Here is a 19,720-nt window from a genome sequence, read left to right as displayed (position 1 = left end):
GGCGCGGTTCATGGGCGCGCTCCCACGGCACGTCGGAACAGTCGTCGCAGCTTGTTGCTGATGCGCCCACTTGCACCCGGCGTGGTTTCGTCGGCCGGAATCGGTAGCGCCGCCGCGACCTGGGCCAGGGTTTCCGCGCCCAGGCGGATCAGCTTGATCCTGTGGCCCGTATCGCGCTCGACCCGACTGGCCATCTGCACTGCGAGCATCGAGTGGCCGCCCAGGTCGAAGAAGTTGTCGTCCGGCCCGGCAGGCAGGCCGAGCAGACCGGACCAGACATCCGACAGGTAGCGGACGCGCGGGTCGATGTCCGCTCCGATCGCGCTCGACGGACGTGGAGCGGCCGCTTCCATCGCAACGGCTGGTGGCAGGGCCTTCCGGTCGATCTTGCCGTTGGGCAACAGCGGAATCTCGTCAAGCACGACAAAGTGCTGCGGCAACATGTATGCCGGCAGCAACTCACGCAGGTGCGCGCGCAAGGCAGCCTCTTCGATGGTCGCACCAGGCTTGGCGACGAGGTAAGCGACCAGTCGCTGATCGTCCACGCGGTCCTCACGCACGATCACGAGCGCGCGTGCGATCTCGGCCCGCGTGGCGAGATTCGCCTCGACCTCGCCAAGTTCGATGCGATAGCCGCGTACCTTGACCTGGTGGTCGAGGCGTCCCAGATGCTCGAGGTTGCCATCGGCTCGCCAGCGGCCGCGGTCACCGGTGCGATAGAGCAATGCCGGGTCAAGAGCGAAGGTTCTGCCCGGCGAGGCGGTAAAACGATCCGCGATGAACCGTTCCCCGGTCAACTCGGGGCGCTGCAGGTATCCCTTGGTGACGCCCTGCCCGCCTATGCAGATCTCACCGGGCACTCCGAATGGGCAGAGCTCGCCGTGCGCATCGAGTATCCAGACGCTGGTGTTGTCGATCGGACGGCCGATGTGGACGTCCGGCGTCTGTCCATTCGGCGCGGCACTGATGCGCGCACAGGTCGACCACACCGTGGTTTCGGTGGGCCCGTATACATTCCACAACGATCCGCAACGCGACAGCAGGGATGCCGCCAGTTCAGGCGCCATGGGCTCGCCGCCACACAGCGCCTTGAATTCACTCGAGCCTGGCCAGCCCGCATCGACCAGCAGGCGCCAGCTCGATGGAGTGCCCTGCATGACCGTCGCCGCGCTGTTTTCCAGCAGTGTCCGCAGCGCCTTGCCATCGGCGGCCGTATCCTTGTCCGCCAGGACGATCTGCGCCCCCGCCGCCAGTGGCAGCATCAATTCGAGCACGGCGATATCGAACGACAATGTCGTGATGGCGAGCAGGCGGTCGTGTTCCGCCAGCCCTGGTTCGCGACGCATGCTGTGCAGGAAATTCGACACCGCGCGATGCGGAACGACAACGCCCTTGGGGCGTCCCGTCGAACCGGAGGTGTAGATGACGTACGCGGGGTCCTCGGGCTGCGCGGCGCCGTCATCAGCATCCAGGCGCGTCGTTGCAGCAGCAGCGAACTGTGCGGCGTGGTCGTCGAGCAGCAGCACCGGCCTGCCGCGCAGGTCGAAACGCTCGGCGTGCGCCCGTGTGGTCAACAACATCGCGAGCCCGGCATCGGCGGCCATATACGCAAGACGCTCGGTCGGGAACTGCGGATCCAGGGGCACGTAACCGGCGCCTGCTTTCAGGATGCCCAACAGCGCCGCGAGCATGTCCGCACTCCGATCGAGCGCCAACCCGACCAACGCGCCGCGCCGCACGCCATGACCGCGCAGTACGTGCGCTACCCGGTTCGCCCGCGCCTCCAGGTCGGCGTAGCGCAGGACGATGCTGCCCGCACTGAGTGCAATGCGTGTCGGCGTCCGATCGCATTGCGACTCGAAGTACTGGTGCATGCGATGGGCGCGTGCATAGRCAACCGGTGTCGGTTGCAGCGCATCCAGTTCCGCGCGCGCTACCGCATCGACCAGCGGCAGGCTTGCAAATTGTGTGGCTTCGCCCTCGACTGCCGCACGCAGCAAGGTCTCGTAGGCACGCAACCAGCGCCGCACGGTGGCGGCGTCGAACAGATCGGTGTTGTACTGGCACTCGAGCACCAGCTTGCCCTGCGTATGCACGGCATTTACGAACAATTCGAACGCCTCGCAGGTGCGCGGATTGCTCTCATAGTCCATCTTCAGGCCGGGATAGCCCGTGCTTTCCTGGTCGAACCCCGTGTCGACATTGAACATCACGCTCACCAGCGGCATCCGCGCGGGATCGCGCGGGACTCGCAGCTTCTTGAGCAGCGTGCCGAAGGTGTATCCCTGGTGTTCGATCGCATCGATCAGGGCCGCCTGCGCACCCTCGATCAGCCTGGTGAAGGGCGCGGACGTATCGATATCGAAGCGCAGCGGCAGCGCATTGACGCAATGTCCCACCAGCGAATCGCTGCTCGCGGCCGGCTGCCCGGCAGAGGGGATGGCGACCACGATGTCCGATTGCCCGCTCAGGCGCGCCAGCAATCCAGAAAAGCCGGCCAGCAGGGTGGCAAACATGCTTACCCCGCGGCGGGCGCCCAGCTTGCGCAGGGCCGTCAGGAGGGCGGCATCGAGCACGTGGTCTTCGCGGGCGGAAGTGAAACTGCGCACCGCTGGTCGCTGCCGATCAGTAGGCAATTCAAGCACCGGTGGTGCGCCTTCGAAGCGCGACAGCCAGTACGCCTCGTCCGCGACATGCGTCGCGTCCGACGCCTGTTCGGACTCGTTCAGGGCGTACTCGGCAAAGCTGGCCGGCGCATCCAGGGGTTCGGTGTCCAGCCCACGGTGTTTCCCATACAGCACTCCCAGTTCCTGCACGAGCACCCACCAGGACCATCCGTCACAGATGACGTGGTGGGTGGTGAGCAGCAGCAGGTGATCCTGATCGCCCAGACGCAGCAGCTCGGCCCGCAGCAAGGGATCGGTACTGAGCGAGAACTGGGTTTCCACCTTCGCGCGCACATGCGCCGCGACGGCCTCATCGCGCGCGGAATCGTCCAGGTGTGCAAGGTCAACACTCGGAAGCGGGATATCCAGGCGCTTCAGCACGGTCAGGCTCTGGCCGTCTGGGCTGATATTGGCGCGCAACGCGTCGTGCCGGTCGACCAGCTCCTGGAGCGCGCCGTGCAACGCGCCCACATCCAACGCGCCCTTCAGTCGCAATGAAATCGACAGGTTGTACGCCAGCGAAGCCTCACGGCCCAACTGGTCCGCGAGCCAGATTTCGCGCTGCGGTTCTGTCGATGGCACGACCATGGCCAGTTCACCCCGGGCGAAGGGGTCGTAGTTCACGGGCTCGAACGCGCGCGACGTCATGAGTGCTGCAGTGTTCATGTCCCCACCTTGAGCAACCTGCTTGAGAATCTTTCCGGGCTGGTCCGGATCAGCGATGAACCACGCTGGACGACCATCGGGTTCATGCCCGAGGCGTGCGCCGGGCATCACCGGCTGCGCAGCGTTCATCACTCTGCGCATGGCGCGACGCGGCAGGAATCCCGCATCCTGCAATTCCAGTATCGAGCTGCGGAACGCCTCGACGATGTGGCGGCACTCCGCGTCCCCATGCGCGGTGGTCAGGAAGCAGGGGAAATTGTCGAGCATGTGGACGCCGCGGCTGCGCATCATCGCGAACAGAAGGTCCTGGAACGGATGCTCCTCGAGGAACGCCGTTTTCCACACGGACGCGAAGTGGTTCACCACTACCGGAGCACCCATCTCCGCGCAGAAGGCATTGATCTCCTCGACCATCGCCGTCGTGCGCGCGTTCAAGCGCTCCTGCAACGCGGGCCCCTCGCGCTTCAACGTTTCCAGCACCGCCTTTGCGGATGCCAACACCAGTGGGTGCCGCACGAACGTGCCTGCGAAATAGGTGACGCCCACCGTGGGCACGGATTCGTCGCCGAACTGCCATGCGCCGCCATCGAGCGCATCCATGTATTCGCGCTTGCCCGCAATGACCCCGATCGGATTGCCGCCGCCGATCACCTTGCCGTATGCGGCGATATCGGCCTTGATGCCAAACAGGGCCTGGGTACCGCCGGGATGCGAGCGGAAGCCGGTCACCACCTCGTCGAAAATCAGGACGGCACCCGCGGCGCGGGTGATCTCACGCACTTCCTTGAGGAACTCCACAGGACGCAAGTCGGTGTGGCGGCTTTGCACGGGTTCGACCAGCACGCCGGCCAGCTCATGCGCGCGTTCGCGGATGATCTGCAGAGACTCGGGCGTGCCGTAGTCGAGCACCAGCACATGCTCGGAGGTGTTCCTGAGGATGCCCGGTGCGGCGGGCACGGCACGCAGCTTCCGCGTGCCACGCACGAGCACTTCATCGTTGATGCCGTGATACGAGCCGTTGAACAACACGATGGTCTCGCGCCCGGTGACAGTGCGCGCGATCCGCATCGTTCCCAGCACGGCCTCCGATCCCGTATTGCACAGCGCGGCACGGTCGTGCCCGGTCAGCTCGCATACCAGCCTGGTCACGTCGCCCGCCAGCGGATGCTGTGGCCCGATCTCGTAGCCCAGATCCAGCTGGCGTCGCACCGCCTCGAGCACGAAGTCGGGCTGCCATCCGAACAGGCTCATGCCGAAGCCGTTGGTGGCGTCGACGTATTCGTTACCGTCGATGTCCCACAGGTGCGCGCCCTTCGAGCGTTCGATCACGATCTGGTAGATGATCTCCTTCAGCAAAGGACGGAAGCCGTTGACCACTCGCGGGTCGGCCATGTGCGACCGGTTGGCCTGGTTGTATTCCTTGGATTTCCGGGTACGGGCGACGTAGCGCTGGATGAATGCGTCGAGCTTTTCGTGCTGGACTGCACTCAGTTCCTGCTTGTCGGTCGTCGTGATCCTGGCGATCGCGCCAAAGGCTTTCTTGACATCGTATTTGGTGTGGGCAAGTTCGGCTTCGTCATCGGCGGGCGGCGGCGCCGCCGCGGCCACCGGAGCCACCACCTTCGCCGGCGCCGCGACGGGTGCCGCGCCACCGGTCAACAGGGCCAGCTGTTGGGTCAGCAATTGCATCTGCTGCTGGAGCATCTGCATGGCAATGTCGCCACCCGTGATCGGCGCCGCCTGGAATCCTGACGGGCCGGACGCGGGAGTCGCCGCCGCTTGCGTCGCCAACGGAGTCGGCTCCGGGGCCGTCACGACTTCTGCGGGCAATTGCGCATCGACGAACGCGGCCAGTCGATCCAGGCTCGCAAGTTCGCCCATCAATTGCCGGAAACTTATCTTGACCGGGAAGCTCTTCTGCAACTGCAGGGAGACCTGGGTCAGCATCAGGCTGTCCAACCCGAGTTCCATGAAGTTCGCATCGGGATCGGCGTCGGCCAGGTCGAAACCCGCCACGTCCTCGAACAGGTCTCTGAGCTGCGCGATCAGGCGCGAACGCCGGTCGCCCGTTTGTTGCTGCATGGCAAGTGGCTCGACGGTGGGTGGTGGGGCCACGTGCAGCTCCGGCTCCGCGGCAACGACGCCCGACAGCGACACGACGTTGTCCGTTGCGGGGACGGCATCGACCCAGAAACGCTGGCGCTCGAACGGATACGTCGGCAACCGCACACGCCGGCGCACGTGGCGACGATCGAACATGCCTGGATCCAGCGTGATGCCCTGCGTCCACAACTGGCCCGCGGCCAGCCGGACGCTTGCCAGCTCTCCTTCCGGGTTGTCAGCGAGCGTTGCCACGCTGGGTACGTGGTCTTTCTGGACGCCGGGATGCTGGCGCGACAGCGTGCACAGGGTGGCGCGTGGTCCCACTTCCAGCAGGACGCGCGAGGGCGTGCCAAGCACCTGGCCCAGTGCCGTCGCAAACCGCACGGGCTCACGCAGGTGGGAAGCCCAGTAATCAGGCGAAGTCGCCCGCGCTGCATCGAGCCAGTCGCCGGTCGCCGTCGAAACGATGGGGATGCGCGGAGCGGACAACTCGAGCGACGCCACTTCCGCACGGAACGGCGCAACCACGGGGGCCATCATCTGCGAGTGGAAGGCGTGCGACGTCCGCAACGCCCGGCAGGCGATGCAATCGGCTTCGAGCAGCGCCTGGAATCGCGCGATCGCCTCCAGCGGGCCCGACACGACGCAATTGCCGGACGCATTTTCCGCCGCCAGCGACAAGTCCGCGGGGAGCCGCGCAAGCAGCTCGTCCAGCGGCAGCCGCACGGACAACATGCCGCCGGCAGGCTGTGCCTGCATCAGCGCGCCGCGGCGCGCGACCAGCCGCAGTGCATCCGGCAGGGTGAAAACCCCGGCGAGCGTCGCAGCCACGAATTCACCGATGCTGTGGCCGATCATCGCCGCCGGCATGACGCCGTGGCTCATCCACCACTGGGCCAGGGAATATTCGATCGCGAACGTCGCCGGTTGCATGATCGCAGTGGGCAGCAACGCTTCCGGATCGTCGGCGAAAACACGTTCGCGCAGGTCGAATCCGAGTTCCGCGCGCAAGGCGTCGGCGCAGTCATCGAACGCCACCCGGAAGGCGGGCTCCGATTCATACAGGTTGCGCCCCATGCCCGGATAGGTCGCGCCCTGCCCCGGGAACAGGAACACCACATCGCCTTGTCGCGCCGGGACCCCGCGCGCGGCAGCCGAGGCGACCTCGGAGCTGCGGAGTTGTGCGATCGCGTCGTTGATGTCGGCGGCGACCACGGCGATGCGCTGGGCGAAAGCCTTGCGGCCGACGGCGAGCGTCCAGGCCACATCGGCGAGGTTGGCATCCGGCTGCGCTTCGAGGTGGTCGGCCAGTTGCGTGGCGGCGTTGGCGAGCGCCGTGGAGGTGCGCGCCGACAGCACCAGCAGATTCGGACCGCTCGCCGGTTCCGATGCCGGCAATTGCGGCGCTTCTTCCATCACCACATGGGCGTTGGTTCCGCCCACGCCGAACGAACTCACGCCGGCCCGGCGCGGCACCTCCGTCAAGGGCCACTCGCTCTGTGTGGCGTTGACCACGAATGGCGACGTGGCGAAGTCGATGGACGGGTTGGGCGCGTCGAAATGCAGGCTGGCCGGAATGCGCTGCTCGGCCAGCGAGAAAGCGGTCTTGATGACGCCGGCGGCACCGGCGGCGATCACCAGGTGGCCGACGTTGCTCTTCACCGATCCGATCCTGCAGAACCCGCTGTCATCGGTCGCGCGACGGAAGGCCCGTGTCAATCCTTCGATCTCGATCGGATCTCCCACTGGCGTGGCGGTGCCGTGGGCTTCGACATAACTGATGGTGCGCGGATCGATCTGGGCGCGATCATGGGCCATTGCGATCACTGCCGCCTGCCCTTCGCCACTGGGTGCGGTGAAGCTGGCCTTGCCGGCGCCGTCGTTGTTGACGGCGCCGCCGCGGATAACGGCGAAGACCTGGTTGCCGTCGGCCACCGCATCGGACAGACGCTTGAGCAGCACGATCGCGGCGCCATCGCTGAAGACCGTGCCCTGCGCATTGGCAGCGAACGGCCGCGTATGGCCGTCGGGCGACAGCATTGCGCCTTCCTGGTGGAAATAACCACTGCGCGGCGGACAGGTCACGGTGATTCCACCGGCCAACGCCATGTCGCAATGACCGAGGCGCAGGCTGTCCATCGCCTGGCAGATCGCCACCAGCGATGTCGAGCAGGCCGTGTGCACGCTGACCGCGGGACCGGTAAGGTTGAGTTTGTGCGCGACGCGCGTGGCGATGAAATCCTTCTCGTTGTCCAGCATCACCTGGAAGGCGCCGACCTTGTCGATCAGGTCCGGACGCCCGGAGACGTGACGCTGGAAGTAGCTGGCATTGAACATCCCGGCAAATACGCCGACCGGGCCAGATGTCGCATCGGGAACATGGCCGCCCCGTTCCAGGCATTCCCACGCCAGCTCAAGGAAGATCCGCTGCTGCGGGTCCATCAGTTCGGCTTCCTTCGAGCCGATGCCGAAGAACGCCGCGTCGAACTGCTCGACACCGTCGATCACACCGCGCGCCTTCACATAGGCCGGATCGTTGCGCTCCTGCGCGCTGACGGCGGGATCGAGGTCATCGGGGCCGAACATCGTGATCGAATCGCGGCCCTCGCACAGATTGCGCCAGAACGCCTCAACGTCCTGGGCCCCTGGAAAACGACCGGCCATCGCAACGATGGCGATGGGCTCGCCTGCCATCTGGCTGTTGGTGCGGTGTGCCGCCGCGAACCGCTTGGGCTCTATCCCGGTGCCTTCACGCCCTTCCAGCGACGCGGCAAGCGTCGCCGGAGTGGGATTGCGGAACAGGAGCGATGTCGGAATCACGCCGCCGGATTCGCGCGGACGTGCCTTGCTGATCTGCTGCAACAGGCGCGCCGCGAGCAGCGAGTCGCCGCCCAGTTCGAAGAAGTTGTCGTGCCGGCCGACATTGTCCATCGCAAGCAGGTCGCCGAACGAAGCGCACAGGTAGGTTTCCATCGGCCCTATCGGCGGCTCGTAGGCATAGGCCAGCTCGGGGCGCTGCCGCGTGGGTGCCGGAAGCGCGCGACGATCGAGCTTGCCGTTCTCCGTCAGGGGCAGCGCCTCGAGTTCGACGAAGGCGCTGGGAATCATGTAATCCGGCAACGACGGCGCGAGGTACGCGCGCAGCGATGCGTGCGATGCCGCTGCTCCCCGGGGCACGACGTAGGCCACCAGTCTTGCTTCGCCGCCAGCGCCGTCGTTGCGCGCGATCACTGCGCATGCGCGCACGGATGGGTGGCGGGCAAGGACGCTCTCGATCTCACCCGTCTCGATGCGGAAACCGCGGATCTTCACCTGGTGGTCGCTGCGCCCCAGGTATTCGAGATCGCCATCCGGAAGTTGGCGTGCGAGGTCGCCGGTCTTGTAGAGACGCAGGGATTCGCCGGCGGGAGACTGCCATTGCAGGAATCGTTCGGCCGTCAATTCCGGACGATTGAGATAGCCACGCGACACACCGGCGCCGGCCACGTGGATTTCGCCGACTTCCCCAACCGGGACGGGCACGAGGCCAGGGTCGAGTACGAACAGGCGCAGGTCCGGGATGGGTTCTCCGATGACGCTGCCGGCGTTGCGCTGGAGGTCATCGACGCTGATCGGGCGGTAGGTGACGTGGACGGTGGTTTCGGTGATCCCATACATGTTGATCAGTTGCGGATGCTGGTCGCCATGGCGCTCGAACCAGGGATGCAGCATCTGCAGTTCGAGCGCTTCACCGCCAAAGATCACGTATCGCAAAGAAAGCGCGGAAGGTGCGACGCCGGAAGCCAGATCGGCATGGATCAGGTTGCGGAACGCCGATGGCGTCTGGTTCAGCACGGTGACGCGTTCGCGCACAAGCAGAGCGTGGAACATCTCTGGCGAGCGGGTGTGCAGGTACGGGACCACGACGACGCGGCCACCATGGATCAGTGCACCCCATATCTCCCACACCGAAAAATCGAAGGCGTGGGAATGGAAGAACGTCCACACGTCCGCTGGCCCGAACTGGAACCAGTCGCGGGTCGCGGTGAACAGGCGCGCGACGTTGGCGTGCGTGACCTGGCAGCCCTTCGGCTTTCCGGTCGAACCGGAGGTGTAAATCACATAGGCGAGATTGTCCGGCTGCGCCAGCGGCACCGGATCGTGTGAAGACTCCGTTGCGAACTGCTCCCAGCCCTGGTCCAGCAGCAAGGTCGGCACATCGCTGGCAGGCATGGAGTCGCGCTGCCCGGACGATGTCAGCAACACCGCCGGACGCGCATCCTCGAACATGAACTGCACTCGCTCGCGTGGATATGCGGCATCGATCGGCAGGTACGCCCCGCCCGCCTTGAGGATGGCAAGAAGCCCGACCACCATTTCCAGCGTGCGTTCCAGGCCGATTGCGACCAGGGTTTCCGGGCCGACACCCAACGCGCGCAGCCGATGGGCCAGCTGATTGGCCCGGCTGTTGAGTTCCCTGTAGCTCAGGCTGGCGCCTTCACAGGTGACCGCTGTCGCATCCGGCTGTTTCGCGGCCTGCTGCTCGATCTGTTGCGGTATGCACGAAGCCAAGTTGGTTGGAAAAATACGCGGTGAAGGACCGTCGGATTGCCTGTTCATGCCCACCTTCCAATGCCCGCGCTGCACCACCAGGGATAACCTGTCATTCGTGATGCCCCACTCAAGTCGTCCCCGGTTCGCGCCGGCCGGGCGGTCATGAAGAGATCGCGCTGATGTCCGGGCAAACGTCCTGGGACACCCCATGCGGCCACGCAGTGACCGCGGCGAACCTCTCCTGGGGGCGTTTCCAAGGCTGGCCCGCGTTACGATAGGTCGATGGATGGCACGCCATGAAACCCGACCTCACCATGCTCTACTCCGAGCTGGGGCTGAAGCCGAACTGCAGCCTGGCGGAGCTCCAGCTCGCGTACCGTCGACGGATCTCCGAACTGCAGCCCAATCGCACCGGCGGCGCACAATCGCCCGAGTCCACTGCTGTCCTGCGTGAACTGATCGGTCTGTACACCACCGCAAACCGCTTCTACCGACGATACGGGCGTCTTCCGGGCGCAGCGCCACATCAATCAGGCGTGTGGAGTTCCGGCGTAGTAGGTGCCCGGCGAAGGTACGCGGAGGACGACAGCCCTCCTCCTTCCGGCAATCGCGCGTCATCGCAGCCCCGGGTCGCGTTGGCCCTGGCCGTCATGCTCCTTGTCTTGCTGTTTGTCCTGCTCGCCATGGCCTCGGGTGAGTGGCTGAGGTGATCCCGGGGTGACGGGACCCGGCACTGCTCCGTCCATCATGTGAATGTGCCTTCGGGCACGCCACGGTTTGACCGCAGATATGTGGCAGCCCCGTTTGTCGAAATAGGACGACAGGGGATCACGTGAATGGCTGCACGCCCGATTTCCCGACGGACCAGCAAGGTCTCGATCGATCCCTGGGCCATCACCTGGCTGCTGACCCTGGCGGCGGCCCTGCTGGTGGTCGTCAGCTTTGGAATGCAGCTGTACCGGCTCGCGATCCATCGCGAGTACGTCTTTGGCCTGGCGATGATGAGCCTGGACCGCGAGCACAACATCCCCGCGCATTTCTCGACGATATTGCTGTTGATCGCGGCAGCGCTCCTTGCCCTCATTGCGACGCTCGAACGAAAACGCCGTGAATTCGACGCGCCGAAATGGGCCATCCTGGCCGCGGGCTTTGTATTCATGAGCCTGGACGAAGCCGTTTCGCTGCACGAGCACCTGATCGATCCGATGCGCCACCTGCTCGGCGGCGAACACCTCGGTCTTCTCTACTTTGCCTGGGTCATTCCGGGCATTGCCCTCGTCGCCGTCCTTGGAATGTTCTTTCTTCCCTTCATGCTCCGCCTCCCTCGCCGGACCGCAATCGCATTCGCGCTATCCGCAGCGATCTACCTCGGCGGCGCCCTGGGCGTGGAACTGTTCGAAGGCGCGTGGAAGGAAGCATATGGGCACCGCAACGTGGTCTATCACGCGTTCGTCACCCTCGAGGAGGCCATGGAAATGGCCGGTGTCATCTTCTTCATCAACGCGCTGATGCGTCACGTCGCCGGACGCTACGGTGAAGTGGGATTGAATTTTGATGGCGTCCGGGCCGCGGCTGTCATCGAGCCGGCGCATGCATCAACGCGAGCCGCGGTGAAATAGCACCACTTCCACCGTCTGCAGCAGGATCAGCAGGTCGAACACCAGGCCGTGGTTCTTGACGTAGAAGAGATCGAACGTCAGTTTTTCCTCGGCGTCCTGCACGGATGCGCCATAGGGATAACGCAGCTGCGCCCAGCCGGTCAGGCCGGGTTTGACGCAGTGGCGGACGTTGTAATAACGCACTTCCTGGCTGAGCATGTCGACGAATTGCGGGCGCTCGGGTCGCGGGCCGACGAAGCTCATGTCGCCACGGATGACGTTGAACAGCTGGGGAAGTTCGTCGAGGCGCACCAGGCGGATGATCCGTCCAACGCGGGTAGTGCGATCGTCGCCCTCGCTGGCCCAGCGGGCGACGCCATCTGCTTCGGCATCCACGCGCATGCTGCGGAACTTGATCAGTTCGAATCGTCGTCCGTTCTCGCCGATGCGTGTCTGCCGATACAGGATCGGGCCGCGCGATTCCAGCGCGACGCATGCCGCCACTACCAGCATGACGGGCCAAGCGACCAGCAACAGTGCGCCGGCCGCCACCAGATCGAAGAAGCGCTTGTTGAGGCGACGTGGAATCGAATGGTCGAAGCCGCCGCCGAATGCGAGCCAGGACGGGTCTGCCACGCTGAGCTTGACCATTCCCGCTTCGCGCTCGAAGAACGTCGAGAGATCGGTAACGGTGATCCCCCGCTGCGCGCATTTCAGCATCTCTTCCATCGGAAGTGCGCCGCGTCGTTCGTCGGGCGCGACGACGATTTCGTAGACCTGCAACCATTCCGCTATTTCGGACAGGGAAAAATCCGTATTGAGCAGGAGTTTTTCCGGCACGAGCACGGGCTGGTCCGGCACTGCCAGGAATCCCACCACCACGAAGGATTGCCTGTCGGAGCGCCGGCGAAGGCGGMTGTTGATGAGATCGGCATTCTGGCCCGCGCCCAGCACCAGCACCCGGCGCCTGAATATGTCCGTCTTGACCAGGCGCCCGACGGCCATGCGCAGCGCCGCCACCGCGACAAGGCCGATTGCCAGCGCCAGCGCCAGCACGCCGCGGCCAATGTAGGCAGGCGGGACCAGGTAATACAGGACCAGCAACGAGACGCCGCCGAATGCGAACGACAGCAACAGCCGAATGAAGAACTCCATGCGGTTGTGGCGTACATGCACCTGGTACAAGCCGAACGCCACCATCGATACGGTGATGAAAGCAGCGAACAGGAAAGCCCGTTCCGGCGCGGATTCGAAGAAGACCCCATAGCCTTCCGAATCGCGCAGGAAGCGCAACCCGGCCGCGCTTATGACGGCAAGCATCAGCAGCCCCATCTCTGCCAGCCATAGCAGCACCAGTGCACGACTCTTCCGGCTTGCCAGGGCGATGCTCATGGCGTCACCCATTGCGCGCGGAAAGCAGCGACGGCCACTCGTTCACGATGGCAATGCACCATGGCGCAGGACTGCTCGCACATTGCAACGGGAGACGAAAGGGCTTGTGACCCCAGACGCTTTTCCTGCCGACGCATTTCGCCCCCAAAGTTGTGGTGCCTGAGCAGGCCGATGTTGCGATCCAAACGGGTCGGCTCGATTAGTGAAACGACAGAAACGCCGTTTCCCGGCCGCTTGCGCAGGCGGTGCGATGATTGACCTGGACGGGCCAACAAGCGATCGCCGGTGCTATTCAGTTCCAGTGGTGCAAATCCGCAGCCAGCGGCTTGCAATCGGGACCTCCGGCGCTCCCGCCACCGCGGCGACCCAGTGCGGCCCTGCCTCGAGCATTCGCACCCGTGTCAGCTCGCCACCGGGCAATTCGAGCAGCGCATCCCGTGGCGCCGCGAAGGTCCCCATCTCACGCTGCAGGCCGATGCCCGCCGCCTTGAGGTAAGCCTCCTTGCGCACCCAAAGCGCGAGCAGGGCTTCGCTTCGCGCGGGCTCCGCCAGTAGCCTCAATTCAGCCATTTCGTGGGGATGGCACACGCGTTCGGCCAGCTCCGGCATGACCGATGCGCGATTCGAGGACTCGATATCCACGCCTACGCGCCCGGTTGCGGTAATCGCCAGTGCCAGGACGCGACGGTCCGCATGGCTGAGGCTGGTGCACAGGATCCCACCCGGCAGGCAGGGACAACCCGCCGCATCCCGCCCGATCGGTACCTCGGCGGGATCGCAGTCCAGCACCTTGCCCAGCAGCAGGCGATGCAGCGCGTAACAGAGTGCCAGCTGGTCCCGATCCACGACGGCGCGCCGGCGCTGCACGCGCCGCTGTTCCTGCGCATCCAGCATCGCGTAGGCGCCCGCCAGCCACGGCAGCCAGTCATCGAGATCGAACAGCCCCACGAGCACACAGGCGTCCGCCGTCGCGCTCCAGCCCGACTCCTTCAATGCGCTTTCGAACGCCTCGCGCAACGTTTTGCATGACCACCGCGTGTCCGCGAAGCCAGGGCTGGCTTTCAGTTGCAGCATGGATCCTGCCGTCAACGCCGCATCGGCGCCGTACCTGAAACAAACGCCTTGCCGCTGGCAGAACGGACGCCTCGGATGCTGGCCGCGCGTGGCGGAAGGACGCAGGGCGCCCACTGCCTGTCCGGCAAGCAACGCCGCGCCAGGCTCCGCTGCCGCCACGAATAATTTCGTCTTCAACTGGAATTAGTGATCGTAACCAGCTGAAATAGCTAGTCTTAATATGTGAGACCGCATTGTTAGTATTATTACTAACATGCATCTCTCCTACCCTCGCCCGACATCACGAGACCTGCCGTCATGGGCTCGGTGACGGCACTCGGCGGAATCGCAGCGGAAGGCGCGAATACGCCTTCCCTCGACGGCCTGATCTCACAACGCCGGGTGTGGCGCGGGCAGTCGTCCGCGGTCACGCCGGCCTTCGAACACCCGACGGGATGGCCCGCACTCGATGCGGTGCTGCCCATGCACGGCTGGCCCGATGCCGCATTGAGCGAACTGCTGCTGCCAGCCGATGGCATTGGCGAGATGCAGCTGCTGTGGCCCGCGCTCGCGCGCTTGAGCCAACCCAGGGATGGCGTCATTGCACTGATCGCTCCGCCCTACCATCCGTATCCGCCGGCATGGCATGCCGCGGGCGTGCGCCTAGGCGCCTTGCAGGTGATCCGGACGAAGACGCCACGCGATGCGTTGTGGGCCGCCGAGCAGTGCCTGCGCTCCGGCGCATGCAATGCCGTGCTGTGCTGGCCGCAGCAGGCGGATGATCGCGCCCTGCGGCGCCTGCAGGTCGCCGCGGAAACCGGCCAAGCGCTGGGCTTTGCCTTCCGGCCGATGAAAGCCGCGGTGAATCCGTCACCGGCGGCGCTGCGCATCGCCCTCGATGCATCGCCGCGGCAGCTGCGCGTGCTCAAGTGCCGCGGCGGTATGCCGCCGGCGCGGCCGATTCCTTTTCCGCAAGTTGGGCATCCGGAGTTGCCTTCGCGTCAGCCCGAACGCCGGGAAGGCGCTGTCTTCCCCGCGGCCGCGCAGCAATTCCCCGTTGCGCGGGAAAGAACGGTTTCCGATGCCCGGCATTTTCCGCGCATCGCTGAGATCGCTGAGTTCGTCCCGCTCGCATCCGCGCGCAACGCGCCGGCCAGGATCGGCGCCCCTGAGGCCTGATCGATGCACTGGGCCTGCCTGCTCCTGCCGCAACTGGCGATCGACGGCGTCCTCCGGCGTCATCCCGCCCCGGAAGCGCCGATGGTCTTGATCAGCGGCCCGGCGCAACGCCGCGTGCTGCATGCCGTCAATCCCGCGGCGCGTGCACTGGGCCTGCGGCCGGGCATGCCGCTCGCCGCCGCGCAAGCCCTGGGTAATGGCTTCGCCACCGTCGAGCACGATCCACTCGATGCCGAGCGCTGGCGCCAACTGCTGGCCGCATGGGCCTATCGCTTCAGTTCGCAGGTAAGTACCGACCTTCCGCATGCCCTCGTGCTCGAAGTCGGCCACAGCCTGCAGTTGTTCGGGCCCTGGCCGCGCCTGGAAGCGCAGATGCGCGAGGAACTGCGCGCACTCGGTTTCCGCCACCACCTCGTCGCGGCGCCAAACCCGTATGCGGCACGCGTGCTGGCCAACGTCCATGACGGGCTGGCCGTGGGCGACAGCACGTTCCTCAATGCGCTGGGCCAGTTGCCGGTGGAGCGTGCCGGTTTCGCGCCGGACGTGGCGCGTTCGTTGTCGCACATGGGCCTGCGCAAATTGCGGCAGGTATTCGCCCTGCCGCGCGATGCGCTGAATCGGCGCTTCCCGCGCGAGGTGCTGCAGCATCTCGATCGCCTGCGTGGCGCGGAGGCACCGCTGGCCTGGTACCAGCCGCCGGATGTGTTCGAAGGCCGCATCGAATTCGACCACGAGGTCGAATCCAGCCAGGCCTTGCTGTTCCCGCTGCGCCGGCTCACCGCGGATCTCGCGGCTTTCCTCGCCGGCCGCGATGGCGGCGTGCAGCGCTTCACCGTGGTGCTGGAACACGAACTCGTCGCGCACAGCGAAGTCGAGATCGGCCTGCTGGCGGCCGAGCGCGAGCCGACGATGCTGTTCGAACTCGCGCGCGGCCGCATCGAGCAGGCACAGGTACCTGCACCCGTGCGCGGCATGCACCTGGTCGCGCGCGAATTGCCTGCGTTCGTTCCCGCCGAGCGCGACCTGTTCGATCCGCGCCCGCAGCAGGCCGTGCCATGGACGCAGCTGCGCGAACGCCTGCGTGCACGGCTCGGCGATGACGCCGTGCAGAACGTCGGCTGGCTGCCCGACCATCGGCCCGAACGCGTGGCCAGCGAAGCGCCACTGCGCAGGACACCGGACGGGCCTGCCCTGCTTCGCCCCGGCTGGCTGCTGCCGCAACCCATGCCGCTTCGCGATCGCGTTCAGCACGTTCTTGCCGGCCCCGAGCGCATCGAGTCGGGCTGGTGGGACGACGAGGACATCCGCCGCGATTACTACCTTGTCGAAACCGCGCAGGGGCAACGGGCATGGGCATTCCGCATCGCCGGCGAGCAGGCCGGGCCGTTCATGCTGCACGGGTGGTTCGCATGAACTCCCTGCCCGCCTATGCCGAGCTCCATTGCCTTTCGAACTTCAGTTTCCAGCGCGGCGCTTCGAATGCCCGGGAACTGTTCGAACGCGCCAGGCAACAGGGTTATGCCGCCCTGGCCATCACCGACGAATGCAGCATGGCCGGCATCGTGCGCGCGCTGGAGGCCGCGGAAGCCACCGACCTCAAACTGATCGTCGGCAGCGAATTCCGCATCGAGGACGGCCCGAAGCTGGTGCTTCTGGCCGAAACCCTGGCCGGCTATCAACGGCTATGCCAGCTGATCACCCTCGCGCGACGCCGCGCCGGGAAGGGGACGTACCGCGCCCTGCGCGAGGATTTCGAAGGCGCCAACGACGGCCTGCTGGCACTGTGGATTCCTGGCGATGAGCCACAGCCGGATGAAGCCCATTGGATGAAAGCGAAATTCCCGCATCGCACCTGGCTGGCCATCGAACTGCATCGCGGCCCCGACGACGCCGGACGCCTGCAGTCGCTGCAACAACTGTCGAGACAACTGGACATTCCCGCCGTCGCCTGCGGTGACGTCCACATGCACGTCCGCGGCCGCCGGGCCTTGCAGGACACGATGACGGCCATCCGCCTCCGCACCACGCTGGCAGAGGCCGGCCATGCCCTGTTCCCGAATGGCGAGCGCCACCTGCGCACGCGCCAGGCGCTGGCGGCGATCCATCCGCAAGCCTTGCTGGCCGAATCGGTTGTCATCGCAGGGCGCTGCGCCTTCAGCCTGCGGCAACTCGAATACCAGTATCCGCATGAGCTGGTGCCTTCCGGCTATGACGCCACCCGCTGGCTACGCCGCCTGGTGCGGATGGGCATTCGCAAGCGCTGGAAAAAAGCCGGATCCGGCAGGAAGGAAAAAGCGAAAGCCATCGAGCTGATCCGCAAGGAGCTCGCGATCATCGCGAAGAAGCGCTACGAGTCCTACTTCCTCACCGTGCACGACATCGTGCGTCATGCACGCAGCCGGGACATCCTCTGCCAGGGCCGCGGCTCCGCCGCCAACTCCGCAGTCTGCTATGCGTTGGGAATCACCGAGCTGCAACCCGGCGAGACCGAGCTGCTGTTCGAACGCTTCGTTTCGGAAGAGCGCGACGAGCCGCCCGACATCGACGTGGACTTCGAGCACGAACGTCGCGAGGAAGTCCTGCAGTACGTCTTCAACCGCTATGGCCGCGAGCGCGCCGCGCTGACCGCCGTCGCCATCCGCTATCGCGGACGCAGCGCGGTGCGCGACGTGGCCAAGGCCCTGGGGCTGCCATCGGACCAGGTCGAGGAGCTCGCCAAGACCATGGACCGCTGGGGCGAAGACGTGCCTCCCGCCGAATACCTGCGCGAGCATGGCTTCGATCCGGAGTCGCCGGTGATGCGGCGCGTGATCGCCTTGACCGCGCAGTTGCTCGGTTTTCCGCGGCATCTGTCCCAGCATCCGGGCGGATTCGTGATTTCCGAACGGCCGCTGTCGACGATCGGGCCGATCGAGAACGCGGCGATGGACGAGCGCACGGTCCTGCAGTGGGACAAGGACGACCTGGACGTGCTGAAGCTGCTCAAGGTCGACTGCCTGGCGCTGGGCATGCTGACCTGCATCCGCAAGACCTTCGACCTGCTGCGCGACAGCGGGCGCCGCGACATGAGCATGGACGACATCCCACGCGAGGACACGGCGACCTACACAATGATCCAGACCGCCGATACCGTCGGCGTGTTCCAGATCGAATCGCGCGCGCAGATGGCGATGCTGCCGCGCTTGAAGCCGAAGACGTTCTACGACCTGGTGATCCAGGTCGCGATCGTGCGCCCGGGGCCGATCCAGGGCGACATGGTCCATCCCTACCTGCGGCGTCGCAATGGCGAGGAGCCCGTCGACTATCCATCGCCGCAACTGGAGGAAGTGTTCAGGCGCACGCTCGGCGTGCCGTTGTTCCAGGAACAGGTGATGCAGGTCGCCATCGTCGCGGCCGGGTACACGCCCGGCGAAGCCGATGCGTTGCGTCGCTCGATGGCGGCGTGGAAGCGCCACGGCGGACTCGAATCGCATCGCGAGCGCCTGTTCGACGGCATGCTCAAGCGCGGCTACACGCTCGAATTCGCCACGCGCCTGTTCGAGCAGATCAAGGGCTTCGGCAGCTACGGCTTCCCGGAATCCCACGCCGCCAGTTTCGCCCTGCTCGCCTACGCCAGCAGCTGGCTCAAGCGGCACGAGCCGACAGCCTTTGCCGCGGCGTTGATCAATTCGCAACCGATGGGCTTCTACTCACCCGGCCAGATCGTGCAGGACGCGCGGCGCCACGGCATCGAGGTGCGTCCGGTCGATGTGCGATACAGCAATTGGAACTGCACGCTGGAACCGGTTTCCATCGATCCGGCAACGCAGCCTGCCCTGCGCCTTGGATTGCGCCTGGTCAACGGCTTCCGGGAAGACGCGGCATCGCGCATCGAGCAGGCCCGCGCACGGCAGGCCTTCCACGATGTCACCGATCTGTGCCAGCGCGCGGACCTGGACCAACGCCTGCGCGGCATCCTGGCCGATGCCGCGGCCTTGCGCGGGCTGGCAGGCCATCGCCACAAGGCGAGCTGGGCCGTGGCAGGCGTGGAAGCGCAGCGCCCCTTGTTCGATGCCATCGGTGCCACGGCCGAAGCCGCGGTGGCCCTGCCGCTGCCGAGCACGGCCGAGGATGTGCATGCCGATTACGCAACGACCGGACTCAGCCTGGGCCGGCATCCGTTGAGCCTGCTGCGCAAGCAACTGCGCGCACGCCGCTTCAAACGCTCCTCGGAATTGCGCGACCTGCCGCATGGCCAACGTGTCAGCTTCGCCGGCCTGGTCACCATGCGGCAGCGGCCGCAGACCGCCAGCGGCGTCACTTTCATCACCCTCGAAGACGAGGACGGCCTGGTCAACGCGGTCGTCTGGCAACACGTGGCCGAGCGGCAACGGCGCGAATTCCTCGAATCCAGGCTGATGGCCATTGAAGGACGGATCGAACGTGCCGACGGCGTGCAACACCTGATCGCCACGCGCCTGGAAAACCTGACGCCGCTGCTGTCGGGCCTGGTTACTAACTCACGCGACTTCCACTGACAGCACGGCGAAT

The 19,720-nt window shown here is 65.7% G+C and carries 7 protein-coding genes and 1 pseudogene; 5 read left to right on the top strand and 3 right to left on the bottom strand.

Going from position 1 to position 19,720, the window contains the following annotated elements:
• Positions 1 to 8: 8 nt before the first annotated feature.
• Positions 9 to 10,034, bottom strand: coding sequence for an amino acid adenylation domain-containing protein (locus ACXJJ9_RS14260; protein ID WP_457097799.1), 10,026 nt, complete (start codon positions 10,032 to 10,034; stop codon positions 9 to 11).
• 230 nt (positions 10,035 to 10,264) lie between these two features.
• Between ACXJJ9_RS14260 and ACXJJ9_RS14255 the strand changes: the two genes are divergently transcribed.
• Positions 10,265 to 10,678 carry a hypothetical protein gene (locus ACXJJ9_RS14255; RefSeq protein ID WP_457097798.1) on the top strand — a complete coding sequence of 138 codons (414 nt, stop codon included), beginning with the start codon at positions 10,265 to 10,267 and terminating at the stop codon, positions 10,676 to 10,678.
• Between the two features lie 237 nt (positions 10,679 to 10,915).
• Complete coding sequence (locus ACXJJ9_RS14250) at positions 10,916 to 11,587, top strand: hypothetical protein (protein WP_457097797.1); 672 nt, start codon at positions 10,916 to 10,918, stop codon at positions 11,585 to 11,587.
• Here the strand turns inward: ACXJJ9_RS14250 and ACXJJ9_RS14245 are convergent.
• Entirely contained in the window at positions 11,564 to 12,958 is a 1,395-nt protein-coding gene (locus tag ACXJJ9_RS14245; RefSeq protein WP_457097796.1) for a TIGR03013 family XrtA/PEP-CTERM system glycosyltransferase, read from the bottom strand. The genes ACXJJ9_RS14250 and ACXJJ9_RS14245 overlap by 24 nt on opposite strands.
• Before the next feature lie 288 nt (positions 12,959 to 13,246).
• A complete protein-coding gene (locus ACXJJ9_RS14240; protein ID WP_457097795.1) occupies positions 13,247 to 14,032 on the bottom strand; it encodes a 4'-phosphopantetheinyl transferase family protein in 786 nt (261 codons plus the stop codon).
• Positions 14,033 to 14,329: 297 nt separating this feature from the next.
• On the opposite strand from ACXJJ9_RS14240, the pseudogene imuA reads away from it, so the two are divergent.
• From imuA to ACXJJ9_RS14225, 3 genes and pseudogenes are all read left to right on the top strand, one after another.
• Positions 14,330 to 14,977, top strand: a pseudogene (imuA, locus tag ACXJJ9_RS14235) (translesion DNA synthesis-associated protein ImuA); the annotation flags it as partial.
• A gap of 216 nt (positions 14,978 to 15,193) precedes the next feature.
• Complete coding sequence (locus ACXJJ9_RS14230; protein WP_457097794.1) at positions 15,194 to 16,603, top strand: Y-family DNA polymerase; 1,410 nt, start codon at positions 15,194 to 15,196, stop codon at positions 16,601 to 16,603.
• Complete coding sequence (locus ACXJJ9_RS14225) at positions 16,600 to 19,707, top strand: error-prone DNA polymerase (RefSeq protein WP_457097793.1); 3,108 nt, start codon at positions 16,600 to 16,602, stop codon at positions 19,705 to 19,707. The genes ACXJJ9_RS14230 and ACXJJ9_RS14225 overlap by 4 nt, the downstream gene beginning before the upstream one ends.
• Positions 19,708 to 19,720 lie beyond the last annotated feature (13 nt).

The sequence above is a fragment of the Lysobacter sp. P5_B9 genome (assembly GCF_054049835.1).
Note: the sequence above shows the minus strand (reverse complement) of the source record. Positions and strands in the feature narration are given on the sequence as shown.

Bases quoted from the DNA above. Each gene is read 5' to 3' on its own strand.
- ACXJJ9_RS14255 (WP_457097798.1), top strand. From the start codon at position 10,265: ATGAAACCCGACCTCACCATGCTCTACTCCGAGCTGGGGCTGAAGCCG.
- ACXJJ9_RS14250 (WP_457097797.1), top strand. From the start codon at position 10,916: ATGCAGCTGTACCGGCTCGCGATCCATCGCGAGTACGTCTTTGGCCTG.
- ACXJJ9_RS14240 (WP_457097795.1), bottom strand. From the start codon at position 14,032: ATGCTGCAACTGAAAGCCAGCCCTGGCTTCGCGGACACGCGGTGGTCA.
- ACXJJ9_RS14230 (WP_457097794.1), top strand. From the start codon at position 15,194: ATGCACTGGGCCTGCCTGCTCCTGCCGCAACTGGCGATCGACGGCGTC.
- ACXJJ9_RS14225 (WP_457097793.1), top strand. From the start codon at position 16,600: ATGAACTCCCTGCCCGCCTATGCCGAGCTCCATTGCCTTTCGAACTTC.